The 16,459-nt window shown below is 67.2% G+C and carries 12 protein-coding genes; 4 read left to right on the plus strand and 8 right to left on the minus strand.

All coding sequences use genetic code 11. From position 1 onward, the window contains the following. Nucleotides 1-81: 81 nt before the first annotated feature. Complete coding sequence (locus A7X97_RS10815) at nucleotides 82-1,839, minus strand: dermokine domain-containing protein (RefSeq protein ID WP_088496676.1); 1,758 nt, start codon at nucleotides 1,837-1,839, stop codon at nucleotides 82-84. Between the two features lie 10 nt (nucleotides 1,840-1,849). Further along, nucleotides 1,850-2,449 (minus strand): NfuA family Fe-S biogenesis protein, encoded by a 600-nt coding sequence (locus tag A7X97_RS10820; RefSeq protein WP_049417239.1) that lies wholly within the window; start codon nucleotides 2,447-2,449, stop codon nucleotides 1,850-1,852. Between the two features lie 90 nt (nucleotides 2,450-2,539). Here A7X97_RS10820 and A7X97_RS10825 point away from each other — a divergent pair, with 90 nt between their 5' ends. From A7X97_RS10825 to zupT, 3 genes are all read left to right on the plus strand, one after another. Further along, on the plus strand, nucleotides 2,540-2,890 hold the full coding sequence (locus tag A7X97_RS10825; RefSeq protein ID WP_021203009.1) for a 4a-hydroxytetrahydrobiopterin dehydratase: 351 nt from the start codon (nucleotides 2,540-2,542) through the stop codon (nucleotides 2,888-2,890). Then, nucleotides 2,887-3,303 (plus strand): energy transducer TonB, encoded by a 417-nt coding sequence (locus A7X97_RS10830; RefSeq protein WP_005417613.1) that lies wholly within the window; start codon nucleotides 2,887-2,889, stop codon nucleotides 3,301-3,303. The genes A7X97_RS10825 and A7X97_RS10830 overlap by 4 nt, the downstream gene beginning before the upstream one ends. A gap of 98 nt (nucleotides 3,304-3,401) precedes the next feature. Continuing rightward, nucleotides 3,402-4,211, plus strand: a complete 810-nt coding sequence (gene zupT / locus A7X97_RS10835) for a zinc transporter ZupT (RefSeq protein WP_088496675.1) — start codon at nucleotides 3,402-3,404, stop codon at nucleotides 4,209-4,211. Between the two features lie 347 nt (nucleotides 4,212-4,558). Here the strand turns inward: zupT and A7X97_RS10840 are convergent, their stop codons facing one another. After that, nucleotides 4,559-5,533, minus strand: a complete 975-nt coding sequence (locus A7X97_RS10840; RefSeq protein WP_031269982.1) for an RluA family pseudouridine synthase — start codon at nucleotides 5,531-5,533, stop codon at nucleotides 4,559-4,561. Between the two features lie 407 nt (nucleotides 5,534-5,940). Between A7X97_RS10840 and A7X97_RS10845 the strand changes: the two genes are divergently transcribed. Beyond that, nucleotides 5,941-9,189 carry an Rne/Rng family ribonuclease gene (locus tag A7X97_RS10845; protein WP_088496674.1) on the plus strand — a complete coding sequence of 1,083 codons (3,249 nt, stop codon included), beginning with the start codon at nucleotides 5,941-5,943 and terminating at the stop codon, nucleotides 9,187-9,189. Between the two features lie 167 nt (nucleotides 9,190-9,356). Here A7X97_RS10845 and A7X97_RS10850 read toward each other — a convergent pair whose 3' ends face one another. The 5 genes from A7X97_RS10850 to A7X97_RS10870 are packed head-to-tail and all read right to left on the minus strand — an operon-like array spanning nucleotide 9,357 to nucleotide 16,459. Beyond that, nucleotides 9,357-10,241 carry an endonuclease/exonuclease/phosphatase family protein gene (locus A7X97_RS10850; RefSeq protein WP_032954315.1) on the minus strand — a complete coding sequence of 295 codons (885 nt, stop codon included), beginning with the start codon at nucleotides 10,239-10,241 and terminating at the stop codon, nucleotides 9,357-9,359. Nucleotides 10,242-10,243: 2 nt separating this feature from the next. Continuing rightward, nucleotides 10,244-13,411, minus strand: coding sequence for a discoidin domain-containing protein (locus A7X97_RS10855; protein WP_088496673.1), 3,168 nt, complete (start codon nucleotides 13,409-13,411; stop codon nucleotides 10,244-10,246). Then, nucleotides 13,408-14,244: a carbohydrate ABC transporter permease gene (locus A7X97_RS10860; RefSeq protein ID WP_005417620.1), complete on the minus strand. Its 837-nt coding sequence runs from the start codon at nucleotides 14,242-14,244 to the stop codon at nucleotides 13,408-13,410. The genes A7X97_RS10855 and A7X97_RS10860 overlap by 4 nt, the downstream gene beginning before the upstream one ends. Continuing rightward, nucleotides 14,241-15,122 (minus strand): carbohydrate ABC transporter permease, encoded by an 882-nt coding sequence (locus tag A7X97_RS10865; RefSeq protein WP_005410323.1) that lies wholly within the window; start codon nucleotides 15,120-15,122, stop codon nucleotides 14,241-14,243. The genes A7X97_RS10860 and A7X97_RS10865 overlap by 4 nt, the downstream gene beginning before the upstream one ends. After that, entirely contained in the window at nucleotides 15,119-16,459 is a 1,341-nt protein-coding gene (locus A7X97_RS10870) for a sugar ABC transporter substrate-binding protein (RefSeq protein ID WP_088496672.1), read from the minus strand. The genes A7X97_RS10865 and A7X97_RS10870 overlap by 4 nt, the downstream gene beginning before the upstream one ends.

Raw genomic sequence — 16,459 nt, forward strand, 5'->3', positions numbered from 1 at the left:
ATGGATCATCCACGCATGGCGTGGATCTACCCGGCGCAGCTGGATGCACAGTAGATCCACGCCATGCGTGGATGCGCCGTCCTAGCGGCTCCCGTTGTCTTCCTGCAGTTCCTTCTTGAACGGAATGTCCGGCGGCGGCCGTGCCACGGCCGGCTGGTCCTGCATGTTGGGGTTGGTCAGGCCACAGCCACCGCCGGCCTGCAGGATCGAAATGACGCAGGAGATCTTCGAGTTGGTGCCCGGCAACGGAATCTCCATCGCCTTGACGCCCTTGCGCACCCATTCGGCCAGCAGCGATTCCTGCGGCACCCAGTACTTGTCGAACGAGGTCGGCGTGTAGTCGTAGGGCGGGCGCTTCAGCCAGGTGCCCGATTGCGCGATGCGCTCCTTGCTCCAGCCGTCGTTGGCGCCACCGGGCGCACCGCGCTCGGCGTGGCCATCGCCGTCCTGGCCCGGCACGCGCACGCTGCCATCGGCATTGAACAGGCCATTGCCCTTGCCGGCAGTGCTGGCCTGGCGGGCGCCACTGCTGGCACCGTTACGGTTACGGCTGGATGAACCCCAGTCGTCGCCCTTGGCAGGCGTGGCCCAGTTGCCTGGATTGCGCGCCGGGCGCGCTCCGGCGTTTGCCGTGCTGCTGGAGGCCGACGGACGCGTGCTGCTGCTCGTCTGCGCCGCGCTGCCTTGCGCCGCAGCCGCAGGCGTCACGGAGGCACTGCCACTGGAGGATGCCGGTGCCGCCGCCGGTGCCGGGGCCACTTCACGCTCCCGCACCTGTACATCACGGCCGGTGGGCGCGCGTACGGCGGGCTCACGCCCGGCCACCGCCGCCATCCGCACCTGCGGATCGGCCACGGCCTGCACTTCACGTTCACGCACCTGCACGTCCTGCTGTGGCACGCGCACCTGCATTTCAGGGCTGCGCAGCGGTTTGGGTGCGACGGGCGCTTCGACGATGCTGACTTCGCGTTCGCGCACCTGGATGTCACGCACCTGCGGCGTGCGCACGGCCAGTTCCGGGCTGCGCATCTGGCTTGGCGTCGGCGGCGCCTGCACCGGCTGCACGCTGCGCTCGCGCACAACGGGCGTGCTGTCACGCGGTACGACGCTGACTTCGGTTCGAGGCACGCTGACCGGCGGCACCACGAAATCCGTGCTGGCCTGCGCCACCTCGGTGGCCTGGACCGGCGAAGGCGGCGGCGCGGCAACCGGCGCCGGCTCGGCTTCGGCAGGCGGCGGAGGAACACTGGCGGTCGGCGCGGATGCAGGGGAAGATGCGGCGGCTTCGGCAGCCGCCGGGTGCGGGGCAGGAGCTGTGGCGGCACCCGTCTGCTGCCCCGTCGCAACCCGACCTGCCGCAGCGGCCGCAGCGACTTCGGCGCCTGGCTGATCGCCCCCGCCTTCCTGGGTCGCGCGGCCGACGAACTCCACCTGCACGCGCTCACCCTCGGCACCCTCTTCGTCTGGCGCAGTGGTGCGGATCACCGCCACCCACAGCAGCAGCATGAAGAACAGCAGGTGCAGCAGTGCGCTGATCAGTGCCGAGGTCCAGCGCATCCAGCGCTGGTCGCGCGGCGCAGCGTCCCAGTCCTGCCAGAACAGACGGCGCAACGCTTGCCACAGCGACAGCTGCGGCGATTGGCCTGGCCGGCCGGGCAGCGGACGCGGCAGCAACACCGCAATTACTTCGCCGGCATGCAACGGCCGCGGCAGCGGCCCCAGCGAGCGCAGCCACAACGCCCAGCCATAAGGCAGGCGCGTGGTCTTCTCAAGGACGGCGCGGGGCTGCTGGCGGGCCAGCAGCAGATCGATGAGTTGCTCGGCCCGGGTCAGAGGCACGCGTCAGCGATCAGGCGACGTTGTCGCGCGGAATGTACGGCGCGTGGCCGCTGTCGTGGTCGGTCGCGTCGCGCACGGCGGTCACGCCCGGCACGCGGCCCATCAGGGTCTTTTCGATGCCCTGCTTGAGCGTCACGTCGGCCATGCCGCAGCCCTGGCAGCCACCACCGAAGCGCAGCAGCACCACGCCGTCGGCCGAGACTTCCTGCACGGCCACCTTGCCGCCATGCGAGGCCAGCTGCGGATTGACTTCGTTCTCCACCACCCAGTGCACGCGCTCGACCAGCGAGGCCGCATCACCGGGCGCTTCACCCTTGATGCGCGGCGCCTTGATGGTCAACTGCTGGGCACCGGCGGTGCCGGCGACGATGTCGATCTCTGCGCCGTCGAGCCAGCCAACGCTGCCGGCATCGACATAGAGGGTGAAGCCATCGCAGTCCACCGCCCACTCGTCGCCCAGCAGGTCGGTGGGTTCGGCGAATTCCAGCCGGGCGTCGGCGCGCGGGGTACCGGGGTCGACCGCGCTCAGGCGCACGCCCATGCCAGGCACGCCCTCGCGTTCGATCAGCTTGCGGAAATGGGTCTGGGCAGTGTCGGAGATCTGGATCATCAGGCTATTCTAGCCAAGTAAGCGTCAGCCGCTCATTCGGTTTATACACCGTCCGGCGCATTGTTCAGTCAACACGAGGTGGAGATTCCCATGGCCGACCTGATTCCACTGGCCCAGGCCCGTTGCGTGCCACGCAAAGGCAGCGACCACAAGCTCGGCGAAGCCCGCCTGGCCGAACTGCTGCCGCAGGTTCCCGGCTGGGAGCTGAGCGAGGGCGGGCAGGCCCTGACGCGCACCTTCCGCTTCAAGGATTACTACGCCACCATGGCCTTCGTGAACGCGCTGGCCTGGATTGCCCATCGCGAGGACCACCACCCGGACCTGGGCGTGCACTACGACCGCGCGGTCGTGCGCTTTTCCACCCATGACGTGGGCGGTCTGAGCGAGAACGACTTCATCTGCGCGGCAAAGACTTCGGCCCTGACGGAGCAACTGCCATGAACGTACGCTTGCTGAGCCTGTCCCTGATCGCTGCGACCGGCCTGGCCGGCTGCGGCTCGTCCGAACCGCCGGCACCACCGCCGCCACCGCCGACCGAAGTCGCAGCAGTGAAGACGCCGCCGCCGCAGTACCCGCTTGAACTGGCCTGCATGGGCGTGGGCGGCACCAGTACGTTCAAGGTGACCATCGGCACCGACGGCAAGCCGAGCGAGGTCGCCCTGCTGACTGGCGCGGGCAACCCGCAGCTGGACGAACTGGCCAAAACCGCCGTGCAGGGCTGGCAGTTCAAGGCCGCGACACGCAATGGCCAGCCGGTGCCGGCCACCATCCAGGTGCCGGTCAGCTTCAACCCGCCGCAGCCGAAGCCGGACCAGTGCTTCGCCATTGAAGAGCGCCTGCGCCGCGGCGGCTGATCGCACGCAACCCGACGAGGCCAGCCGGCGCCCGCCTCGCCCTCGCCGCCCCGGTCCTGTCCGGGGCGGTTGTCTGTTGACCAGGACTGCGTCGGTAGATGCTGCAGATTCCCGCCGAAAACATCTGGATTGCGCTGGCGGTCACCCTCGCGGCCGGCCTCGCCACTGCGATCGGCAGCCTGCTGGTGCTGTTCTCGCGCCGCCCCAACCCGCGCCTGCTGGCCTTCGGCCTGGCCTTCGCCGGCGGCGCGATGGTCTATGTGTCGCTGTCGGAAATCCTCAACAAGTCCATTGCTTCGTTCGCACTGGCCCATGGCGAGCGCACCGGTTTCACCTACGGCACCCTCGCGTTCCTGCTGGGCGTGATCGTGATCGTGATGATCGACCACTTCATTCCCAACCCGCATGACAGCCTGGACAAGCAGGATCCCGCGTTCCGCGAGAACAGCCGCGAGTACCTGAAGCGGGTGGCGCTGCTGACTTCCGTCGCGATCACCGCGCACAATTTCCCGGAAGGGCTGGCGACCTTCTTCGCCACGCTGGAAAGCCCGTCGGTGGGCATGCCACTGGCCTTTGCGATTGCCATCCACAACATCCCCGAGGGCATCGCGATCGCGGTGCCGGTGTACTTCGCCACCCAGAACAAGGCCTATGCATTCAGCGCCAGCCTGCTGTCGGGCCTGGCCGAGCCGGTGGGCGCGGCGCTCGGCTACTGGTTGCTGTCCGGGTCGCTGTCGCACGCCACCTTCGGCTGGGTGTTCGGGCTGATTGCCGGCGTGATGGTGTTCCTGGCACTGGACGAGCTGCTGCCGGCCGCCAAGCGCTATGCGAAGGGCCACGAGACCGTTTATGGGCTCGTGGCCGGCATGGGCACGCTGGCGATCAGCCTGGTGCTGTTCAAATGGTGAGGGGTTTGCGGCCGACGGGCTGAGCCCCTTCGCGGCTGGTACGTCCCACAGTATCGAGAGGTCACGGGCGGGTATGGGCCTACGCTGCGGATGTCCGGGTCCGCCTTGTAGCGAGCCGAGCACCGCAGGTCCGGCGAGGGCGAAGAGGCGCGGGTGTCTGAGCGCAGCGAGTTCCGCGCCGTCCCTCGGCGGACCGAGGAGCGCAGGGCACCGGCGCGCGGCGCCGGCTCGCGGATGGCGGCGTGTTTCTTTGGTTACTTTCTTTGCACGAGCAAAGAAAGTGACAAGCCCACTCTCCGCAGGGAAGCGACGGCGCCGACCGAGCACCCGGCGCCGCCGAACCGCCGTCAGCGCAGGCGGTCCAGCGCCTCGACCAGCTCATCCGCCAGCGGCGCGTTCAGCACATACGGGCTCTTGCCGTCGTCCAGTGCAAACTCCAGCGAGGCCGCGTGCAGGAACAGGCGCTTCAGCCCGATCTGCTCACGAAGCCGCTTGTTGACCGCAGGATCGCCGTATTTGTCGTCACCGGCCACCGGATGGCCCAGATGCTGGGCATGCACGCGGATCTGATGGGTGCGGCCGGTTTCGATGCGCACCTCGCAGTACGAATGGCCGCCGCGGCGCTCCAGCACCCGGAAGTGACTGATCGATTCCTTGCCGATCGCGTTGACCTGTACATGGCGCTCGCCGCCCTGGCGCAGGCCCACGTGCAGCGGCGCGTCGACGGTCATCACGCCGTCCGGCATGCGGCCGGCCAGCAGGGTCAGGTAGCGCTTGCGGATGCCGGCGCCGTGGTCTTCACGCAACAGCGCCTGCAGTTCGCTCAGCGCCGAACGCTTCTTGGCCACGATCAGCAGGCCCGAGGTGTCGCGATCCAGCCGATGGACCAGCTCCAGTGTCTGTCCCGGGCGCAAGGCGCGCAGAGTCTCGATGGCACCGAAGCTGATGCCGCTGCCGCCATGGCTGGCCACGCCGGAGGGCTTGTTCAGGGCCAGCAGCCGGGCGTCCTCGAAGACGATGGCCTGCTCCAGGCGCCGCATGAACGCCTCTGGCGGGCCGGCCTTGTCTCCTTCCTCACTGAGACGGACCGGCGGCACACGCACCTCATCGCCCGCCTCCAGCTTGCGCTCGGCCTTGGCGCGGCCGCCGTTCACCCGAACCTGCCCGCTGCGCACCAGCTTGTACACCAGGCTGCGCGGGGCTCCCTTCAGTTGGCCGAGCAGGAAGTTGTCCAGGCGCTGGCCGGCGCGGTCGGCGGGAACGGTGATCATGCGCACGGAAGGCTTGTCGCCAGCGGGTTTGGTCGGGTCTTGGGCGGTCATCAGGCTGTTTATTCTGTTACACTCGGGGGGCGAGATAAGGGATTGATTTCGTTGGAAGTTACTCAGGGCCAGAAGCCCAGCTTCCGACGAATCCGGCACAGTGCGCGACCACCGCCCGCGGGGCGGCCATGTTAGCGGCTCACCGGCCTTCCCGGCCATCGCCGGATGCCTGACACGCAACCGTGCTGAACATGTCCCGCGTGGCGCTCCAGCCTGGCTGACAGCTGCCTGCGGCCCTGCAACACCCAAAACCCATAAGAGTGAAGCGCTCCCGCGGCCTGCCGTGGTGTCGTAGCGCTGGAAACCCAAGCCGCCCTCCCCGCGCTTGCGCGAATGGGCGGCGAGCCGTGTCCAGAGGCGAAACCCCATGGCGTTCCGCGCGGTAGCCGCTTGCGAGGAACGCAACAATGAAGCGAATGCTGATCAACGCCACGCAGGCTGAAGAGCTGCGTGTTGCCATCGTGGATGGCCAGTCGTTGTATGACATCGACATCGAACAGCCGTCGAAGGAACAGAAGAAGTCCAACATCTACAAGGGCCGGATCTTCCGCATCGAGCCCTCGCTGGAAGCCGCCTTCGTCGAGTACGGCGGTGGCCGCCATGGCTTCCTGCCGCTGAAGGAAATCTCCCGTGACTACTTCCAGGCCGGTGTCGACCACAACAAGGCCGGCATCCGCGAGCTGCTGAAGGAAGGTCAGGAGATCGTTGTCCAGGTCGACAAGGAAGAGCGTGGCAACAAGGGCGCCGCCCTGACCACGTTCATCTCGCTGGCCGGCCGCTACATGGTGCTGATGCCGAACTCGCCCAGCGCCGGCGGCGTGTCCCGCCGCATCGAGGGCGAAGACCGTGCCGCGCTGAAGGAGGCCCTGGACAAGCTGAACATTCCCGACGACATGGGAGTGATCATCCGTACCGCCGGCGTCGGTCGCGATGCGGAAGAGCTGCAGTGGGACCTGGACTACCTGCTCAACGTCTGGCGCGCCATCGCCGAAGCCGCACTGAGCAAGCCGGCCCCGTTCCTGATCTACCAGGAATCGCGCCTGATCGTGCGCGCCCTGCGTGACTACCTGCGCGCCGACATCGGCGAGATCCTGGTGGACACCGAGGAGATGTACGAGCACGCCCGCGAGTTCATGCAGCAGGTGATGCCGCAGACCCTGCGCAAGCTCAAGCACTACAAGGACGACATCCCGCTGTTCAACCGCTTCCAGATCGAGTCGCAGATCGAAGGTGCCTACGAGCGCAACGTGCGCCTGCCGTCGGGTGGCTCGATCGTGGTCGACCAGACCGAAGCACTGACCGCAGTCGACGTGAACTCCTCGCGCGCCACCAAGGGCAGCGACATCGAGGACACCGCGTTCCAGACCAACCTGGAAGCGGCCGAGGAAGTGGCCCGCCAGCTGCGCCTGCGCGACCTGGGCGGCCTGGTGGTGATCGACTTCATCGACATGGCCTCCAACAAGCACCAGCGCGAGGTCGAGAATCGCCTGGCCAACGCGCTGAAGTACGACCGTGCCCGCGTGCAGGTCGGCCGCATCTCGCGCTTCGGCCTGCTGGAAATGAGCCGCCAGCGCCTGCGCCCGAGCCTGGGCGAATCCAGCCAGATCGTCTGCCCGCGTTGCGACGGCCACGGCCGCATGCGCAGCGTCGAGTCGCTGTCGCTGTCGATCATCCGCGTCGCCGAAGAGCACGCGATGAAGGAGAACACCGGGCAGGTGCTGGTCCAGGCGCCAGTGGAGATCGCCAACTACCTGTTGAACGAGAAGCGCAGCGCCCTGCGCGAGATCGAGCAACGCCACGAAGCGCCGATCGTGATCGTCGCCGACGAGCAGCTGCACACCCCGCACTATGCGGTCACCCGCCTGCGTGAGAACGAGCTCGGTGAAGAGAGCAGCAAGCCCAGCTACCAGCGCGGCACCCCGCGCAAGCTGCCGGTGCACGCCCTGACCAAGGGCCAGCTGAACATCCCGCCGCCGGCGGTGACCCAGGTCAAGCACACCTCTCCCGCCCCGGTGCGCGAGGAAGCGGCTCCGGCTGCAGCCGCTCCGGCTCCGGTCGTGGCAGCGCCAGTGGCGCCGGCTTCGAGCGGCGGCGTGATCGGTTGGCTCAAGCGCGTGTTCGGTGGCGAGCCGGCGCCGGCGCCGGCTCCGGCCGCCCCGGCTCCGCGCCAGCAGCAGGACGGTGGTCGCAAGGACCGCAACAAGGATCGCAACAAGGATCGCAAGGACCGTCGCGACGAAAACCGTGGCAACGGTGGCAACGGCAACGCGCAGCAGCAGAAGGATGGCGGCAACCGCAAGGACCGTGGTGAGCAGCGCAACAAGGACGGCCGCAACGGCAACAACGGCAATGCCCAGCAGCAGCCACAGCAGGGCAGGCAGAAAGAACCGCAGCAGAAGGATGGCCAGCAGCAGCCGCAGCAGCAGCACAAGCCGCGCAACGAGCAGCAGGGCCAGAACCAGAACCAGAACCAGCCGAAGCTGAAGCAGCCCAAGCAGCCGCGCCAGCAGCAGGACGGTGACAAGCCGGCCGAGAAGCCGCAGCGCAGCGTCGCCGAAGCCCCGGTTGAAGGTGTGACCGCGGCAGCAGCTGTGGCCGCCAACGCCGTCGCCGCCAACGTGGTGACCGCGCAGGAAGCCACTACACCGGTCGCCCCGGTTGCCCCGGTGGCCGCCGCTCCGGTGGACGCAGTGCCGGTCGAGACCGCTGCCGGCGAGGCCGAAGTGGTTGCGGTTGCCGGTGAAGAGACTGCAGCCGACGCCCATGGCGAGCAGGCTGGCGAAGGTGCAACCCGCCGCCGTCGCGGCCGTCGTGGCGGCCGTCGTCGTCGTCGCGGTGGCGCCGAGAACGCTGCCGGTGGTGACGGCCTGGGCGATGACCAGGACGAGGGTGACGAGGGTGATGACGCCGAGGGCGTCGAGCCGAACGTCGACAGTGCCGCCCCGGCCACTCCGGTCGCCGCCGCACAGCCGACCCGTGCGCAGCCGGAATTCGATTTCGATGACGAAGCCGAACCGGTTGCTGTCGAAGCCGAGAAGCCGGTCCGTACTGCCGCCGCTGCTGTCGCCGCACCGGTGGCGGTGGTGAGCAGCGCCGTGGTCGAGACTGCCGCACCGATCACCGCCGAAGTGCCGGCGGCGGTTGAAGCCGCAGCCAAGGCAGAGCCGGTGTCCTCGCCGGTGCAGACCAGCATGCTCGATGCCATCGACGCAGCAACCCCGGCGCAACCGGTGGCTGTTGCCGCACCGGCGGTCGAAGCAAAGCCGGTCGCGGTGGAAGCAGCCCCGGTGGCTGAAGTCACTCAGGCGATCGAAGCGAAGCCGGCGGCAGTCGAGGCTGCACCGGTGGCTGAAGCCAAGCCGGCCGCTACCGAAGCCGCTCCGGTGGCAGAAGCCAAGCCGGAGATCGTTGAGGCTGCTCCGGTGGTTGAAGCCAAGCCGGTCGTCGAGACCGCGCCGGTGGCCGAACAGCCGGTCGCTCCGGTGGCAGTTGAAGCTGCACCGGTGGAAGCTGCGGCCCCGGTCGCCGATGCAGTGGTGACACCGTCGATCGATCCGGTCGCCGATGGCCACGCCGAAGCGGCAGCCCAGGCGGCCGAAGCCAAGGCCGACGAAGAAGACGAAGAAGGCGCCAAGCGCACGCCGCCGGCGAACTGATCGCGCTTTGATCGCGTGAAAGAACGGCGGGGATCGATGATCCCCGCCGTTTCTGTTTGTGCGCCGGGCGCGTGCAGCGCTCTGGTAGAGGCCAACCCTGGTCGGCGCCGTTGTTGGAGCGAACGCGGACACGTCCGTGCCAACCAAAGGTGGCACCTACCAGGACATCAGTGCGCCGGAGCGAATTGCAGGCGGGTCCACACGCCATAATGGTCCGAGGCCCAGCGACCGCTGTCATCGGGCTGGTCGAACAGGAGCTTGGCCTCACGTGCGACCATCGCGTCCTGCTGGAAGAAGATGTGGTCGATCCGCGAGGCCACCGGGTAGTAGTGCCTGTTCAGCGTACTGACCCCGGCCAGGTCGGTGTTGACGTGCACGCTGCCGTAGCTGTCACCGTAATGGCTGCGCAGCTCGCTCAGGTCACTGGCATCGACCAGCGCGTTGAAGTCGCCCGCGATCACCACCGGTGCGCCGGCTGAGGTGCTGGCGATGAAGCGCAGCAGGTCCTCGACCTGGGTGCGACGGATGCGCTGGCCATTTTCGTCGCTGCGCTCGTTGAAGTGGGTGGCATAGACGTTGACCGCCTTGCCGTCCACATTGATGCGCAGATGGGCGACCGTCCGGTAGTCGTCCAGCGGCTGTAGCAGGTGCTCACCCTGGGCGAGGATCGGCCGCCGGGTCAGCAGCGCATTGCCGTAACGTTTCGGCGCACCCACCGGATCGGTGGACACGAACACGTACTTGTAGCCGAGTTGGCTGGCCAGCCACTGCGCCTGGTTGCGCACGTTGCGGCGCTGGATCACCTCCTGCAGGGCAACCGCATCCGGCTGCAGGCGCTTGAGCTCGGCCAGGATGGTGCGGCGGCGGCTCGGCCAGTCCTCGCGGTCGTGATGCAGGTTGAAGGTCACCATGCTCATGCCTGGTGCGCTGGCGATGTCAGCCGCTGTCGCGGCGGTTGGCACGGCTGCCATCACGGCACCCGGCAATGCCAATGCAATGGCCAGTCCCAGGGCACGCACGGCCGTGCGCACCCTTCCCCCCTGCTGCTTCATCGTTACTGCCCCTTGCGCTCGGCGCGGCGCACCGCGCCCGGTACATCGATCTCGACCCGCGCCGGCAGCTGGTGCACGTGCAGTTCCCTGTCGGTCCATTCGGCCGCTTCGCCGTTGATGGTCGCCTCGCCCGGATCACCGGCGTACGGCCACGGCAAGACCACGCCACCGACCGGTGGCACCAGGCCCGGCTGCACCTCCAGCACCAGCTGCTTGTCGCTGCGCTGCAGGCGGTAGTTGAGCTGGCCCTGCGGCGTGCGCAGGCCCTGCACAGCGATGCCCTCGCCCTGCAGCCAGGCGGTCGGAATGCCGGCGGCCAACACCAGCGCATCGTCCATGTCACGGCTGTAGGCGAACATGTCCAGGGCCGAGCGCACGAAGTCCGAAGCGACCCAGGCATGCGGCAGGTCACCGACGAAGAACGGCTTGCGCGGCGTGCGCGAGACCACTTCGGCCCACTGGTTCCAGGCCTGCGGCGCACGGTCCTTGAAGAAGAACTCAGTCGCCTGCCAGGCGCGATCGCGCCAGCCAAGGCGGACGAAGGCGGCCACGTTGCGCCACTCGTAGGGCGTGTAGTCCTTCCACTCGCGCTTGCCGTCCCGACGGGCCACGAATTCCTTCCAGTAGCGCTCGAAAGTGGCATCGAGCGCCTGCTGCGGAAGGCGCCCCTGTTCACCGCCCGGAGCCAGCGCGATGGTGGTCGAGGTCGCATCGAAATCGCCCAGCTCGGCCGAGCCCGGCAGGTAATCGATGTTGTGCTGCTGCATCGCCGACAGCAGCGAGGCCTGCAGGTCATCACGGAACTGGTCACGCGATTCGGCAATCTGCATGGCTTCGACCTTGCCCAGCTGGGCCGCCAGCGATGCCGCATCCTTGTAGCCGCGCAAGGCCCAGAAATTGTCCCAGTACGAATGCATCGGCTTGGCCGAATAGCCTTCGTGGCTGATCGAGGCCGGCATCATCCCGTAGAACGCCGGATTGCGCGCCCGATTCTCGTCCGTGCGCTCGCTGGCGCGAAGCTGCTCCATGTAGTTGTAGGCGCCCTGCACATGCGGCCACATCAGTTCGGCGAAGGTGCTGTCACCGGTATAGCGCCCATACTCGGCAATGCTGTAGATCAGCTCGCCATGGCTGTCGTTCTCGGGCACCGGATCGCTGCCACGTGCATCGACACAGCACGGCACCTTGCCATTCTCGAACTGATAAGGCGCATACCAGTTGATGTAATCACGCACCGCATCACTGCGCCCCATGCGCAGAAGGCCCTCTGAAATCATCGCGCCATCGCGGATCCAGCTGCGCGCGTACGAGCGCGTGCCCGGCTGCAGGCGCGGGCCGACCCGCGAGATCAGCATGTGCGCCACGGCGGTGCGCAGGGTATCGACCAGTGCCTGGCCCGCAGCCGGTACCTGCAACGAGACCCCCCCCAGCTTCTGCCGCCACTGCTCTGCGACCTGTGCCTGCGCCTTGGCCACATCCAGCGCCTGCGGCGCCCAGCCTCCGGTCTGTGGCAACACCACCGCCACTTCTCGGCTCTGGCCAGGCTCCAGCTTGATCGTATACAGCAGCGCACCGGACGCCATGCCGGTGCTGTCCTTCACCGCCGTGCTGGCCGGGTATTTCCCGGAGGCCAGATGCATCGCGTCGAGCTTGCCATCGAACGTGCTGGCAAAGCGCGCATCCGGCACCTGCAACGGATAGATGCGCGGCTCACCGTTGATGCGCACCAGCTGTTCGCCCACATCCAGCGCATCGATGCGACTGAAGCCGCCGACGGTATTGAGGAACTGGGTCGGCGGGTTCACCTGCCACGGCCGGATCGCCAGCGCCAGGGTGTACTCGTGCGCCACCTTGTCCGGATTGCTCAACCGGTAGCGGCCGATCAGCTGCGCGCGCTCCGGCGTGCCCTGCACGAAGCTGGTTACCGCCAGGCCGGCCTTCTCATGCACCCAGTCGACATTGGCGATGGGCAGGTAGCGATCCTGCAGCGACTGGGTGATGGCCACTGTCGACCAGTCCAGCAACTTGCCGTCCACGCGGATGAACGGCTCGATGCTGAAACTGCCCTTGGCCGGTTCCAGCGCACCGTCCTCGCTGATCAGTGCCTGCTCCTGGCCGCCATCGAGGCCGAGCAGGGTCCAGTACGGCTGTTCGCCCACATATGCACGGGGCAGCGAGCCGCGCGGCAGGTCGGCCGCCACCGAGGACAGGAATGCGTTCGGCGTGGCCGCGAACGCCAGCGGCTTGAGCGTGATGTCACGGATGCCATAGCGCCAGTTCGGGCCATCGTGTAGATCGAAGCGCACGTAGCGCGCGTCGGTATCCGGCAGCGCCAGCCAGTCGCGGCCGCCCGCACCGCCGGTCACCTCGCGCACGGTGCGCCAGTCCCGGCCATCCTCGGACGTCCGCACGGTGTAGCGATTGGCTTCCAGGTTCGGCAGCCAGTCAATCACCGCGCCGCCGATCTCGCGGCTCTTGTGCAGGTCCAGGCTGATGGTCTGCTGCTTGACCCCGCCACTGATCCAGAACGTATCGCTCTTTCCGTCGATCATCCGGTCCTGCAGCGCGGTGGCGGTGTCGGCGATCACCGATGGCACCAGCGCCGAATCATCCTGCGGCGGCAGGCCCTGCAGGGTCAGCTTGTCGAAGCACACCGTGCCGCGGCCGCCGACCTTGCTGTAGATCGTGAACTCGACCGCAGCGCTGCGCGCCATCTCCTTCTCCGGCGATGGCCCCCATGCCTTGTCGATCTGGCGACGGCGGTATTCGACCGGCGTCCACGCCTTGGGGAAGCTGTAGCCCGGACGGTTGACCCACCAGACATTATCGCCGCTGGCATCGATCAGCTTGAACTGCAGGTCGTTCCCCGGCGAATCTCCCCGCAGCTGGAAGCCGAAGCGGTAGTTGGCCGGGTACTCGATGCCCAGCGCGCGGCGGATGCCGACGTAGCCCGACACCTTGTGGAAATCGTAGTCCAGGCACAGCGCGCGGCCGCCACCGGCACCGCTCACCGGACGCAGCGAACCGCTGACCTGGTCGGACAGCACCAGCTTCCAGGCGCCGATGTCGTCGAAATCGTCCAGTACCTTCGGCGCCGGCAGTGCCGGTGGTGCGGCGATCGCCAGGGAAGTCCACAACAGGCCCAGTCCAACGGCGATCGCTCGCTTCATCCCTTGACGCTCCCCAGCAACAGACCTTGGATGTAATACCGCTGCAGCACCAGGAACAGTGCCAGCACCGGGACCACGGTGACCACCGCGCCAGCCATCATCATTTCCACGTCCATGATGTGCTCGCGCGAGAGGGTGGCCAGCGCCACCGGCAAAGTGTAGTGCTCCTGGTCGGTCAACACGATCAGCGGCCACATGAAATCGTTCCATGCCCCCATGAAGGTGAAGATCGCCAGGGTCACCAGTACCGGCTTGAGCATCGGCAGCACGATCTGGAAGAAGATGCGCAGCTCCCCCGCGCCATCGATGCGGGCCGCTTCAAGCAGCTCGTCCGGGATCGAACGCGCGTACTGGCGCACCAGGAAGATGCCGAACACGCTGGCCAGCGCTGGCACGATCACCCCGCCAAAGCTGTTGACCAGGCCCAGCTGCTTCATCAGCAGGAACAGCGGCAGCATCGCCACCTGCGCCGGAATCACCAGCGCTGCCATCAGCACCTGGAACAGGCGTTCGCGGCCAACGAAGTTGAGCTTGGCGAAGGCGTAGCCAGCCATGGTGTTGAGCAGCAGCGAACCCAGCGTGATAGCCAGCGACACCAGCAGGCTGTTGGCGAAGTTGCCCCCCATGCCGGTGCGCGCGAACAGCTCGTGGTAGTTGTGCGTGGTGATGCTCGAAGGCAGCAGTGGCGGCGGGAAATGACTGGCCTCGCCCTGCGGCATGAACGAGACCGAGAGCATCCACAGCAGCGGTGCAAGGCTGACCAGGGCCAGCACCAGCAACGCACCATTGATCATCCACGGATACCAGCGCGACTGGCCGATTTCACGACTCATACCAACTGCCTCTTGCGGCCGAAACGCAGCATCACGGTGGTCACCGCCAGGATGATCAGGAACAGCAGGAACGCCACCGCGGAGGCGCGCCCCAGGTTCCACCACTTGAAGCCTTCCTCGAACATGAAATACAGCACGCTGACGGTGCTCTGCAGCGGATCGCCGCGGGTCATGACATACGGCTCGGCGAACAGCTGGAAGTAGCCGGACACGGTGATCACCCCGACCACCAGCAGTACCGGGCCGAGCATCGGCAGGGTAATGTGCAGGAACTGCTTCCAGCGCGAAGCGCCGTCGATGCGCGCGGCTTCGTACAGGTCATGCGGGATCGCCTGCAGGCCGGCGAGGAAGATCACCATGTTGTAGCCGAAGTTCTTCCACACCGCGAACAGCATGATGGTCGGCATCGCCCAGTTGGGATCACCCAGCCAGTCGATCGGACTGATGCCCAGATGGCCCAGCCCGTAGTTCACCAGGCCATAGCTGGTATGGAACAGGTAGCGCCAGATCACCGCCACCGCCACCAGCGTGGTCACCACCGGCGCGAACAGTGCTGTACGGAACAGGGCCTTGAAGCGTGCGGCCGGTGCGTTGAGCAGCATGGCCGCGCCCAGCGACACACCGATCGACAACGGTACGCCGATCAGCACGAAGTAGGTGGTATTCCACAGCGACTTCCAGAACATCGGCGTCTGCAGCAGGTCGATGTAGTTGCCCAGGCCGACGAAGCGCAGGTTGCTGCTGTCGGCCAGTGCATAGAGGTCGAAGTCGGTCACGCTCAGTGCCAGCGCCGAGGCGACCGGCAGGCCGAAGAACACGCCCAGCACGATCAGCGAGGGGCCGGCGAAGATCCAGCCGGCCAGCGAAGTACGTTTCATTGCGCGCTCCCGGCGGCCACTGCGCTGCTCGATTGCGGCGACGGCGCGCGCTCCTGCAGGCGTTGTTGTTCATGCATCCAGCGGCGCTTGGCCAGCACCTTGTCCACGCGCTGGTCCAGTTCGGCCACGGCCTTGTCCTGCGGCAGGCCACCGCGCACCACCTTCTCGGTGACAATGCGCATTTCCTGCACGATGCGCTCCCATTCGAGCACCTTCGGCGTCGGCTTGACCCGCTCCAGCTGATCGCGGAACGCGGCGGCCAGCGGATCGTTGGCCAGCGACGGCGCGTTCCAGGCGCTGCGGCGCGGCGGCAGGTCGCCGATGATCGAATGGAAGCGCGCCTGGATCTGCGGGCGCGACAGGAATTCGATCAGCTTCCAGGACGCCTGCTTCTGCTGCGACTTGCGGAAGATCACCAGGCTGGTGCCGCCGGCGATGCCCGCGCCCGGACCGTCGGGCCCCGGCAGCGCAGCGGTGCCCCACTGTCCTTCCAGTTCCTTCGGCTGCAGTTTCTTGAACTCGCGGATGTTCCAGGGGCCGGAGATGTAGAACACGTTGAAGCCGCGGAAGAATTCATCCCAGACGTTGGAGATCTGCGTCTCGGACATCTTCGGCGCCCAGCCCTGCTCGAACATGTTGGCGTAGAAGGACAGCGTGCGGCGGAACCCCGGGCTGGCGAAATTGCCGCGGGTATCGTCGTCGCGCAGCAGCGGGTCGGGCTGCTGCAGGGCCAGCGACAGCTGCTGCTCGAACTCGTTGATCGGCATCAGCACTGCGTAGCGGTTCGGGCCCTGCATGCGCTTGATCGCCGCCATCTGCTCGTCCCACTCGGCCCAGGTACGCGGCGGGTGGTCGTAGCCGGCCTTGGCCAGCAGGTCCTTGCGATAGTAGATCAGGCGCGTATCGACGTACCACGGCACGCCGACCAGCTCGCCGTGGATCACGTTGGTATCCCAGATGCCCTGGAAGTAATCTTTCGGATCGACCACAGTGGAGCGCTGCACGAACGACTGCAGCGGGGTCAATGCATCGAGTTCGGCGAACTCCGGCACCCAGGTGTTCCCGAGCTGGCACACGTCCGGCAGGCCATCGGCGGCGAACGCGGTCAGCAGCTTTTCGTGCGCGGCGGTCCACGGGATGTTCTGCACATCCACCTTGATGCCGGGATTCTCGGCCTCGAACTCGTGGATCAGCTCGCTGACCACCTCGGCTTCGCGGCCCATCGCCCAGAAGCGCACGGTGGTGGTGCCCGGTTCGGTGCGGGCGCAGCCGGCCACGGCCAGGGTGGCCAGGGCAGGCAGCGCCCAGCGGCGCAGGCGGTCGATCCAGTTCGGCAT

This window comes from Stenotrophomonas sepilia, from assembly GCF_003244875.1.
Lineage (GTDB): Bacteria > Pseudomonadota > Gammaproteobacteria > Xanthomonadales > Xanthomonadaceae > Stenotrophomonas > Stenotrophomonas sepilia.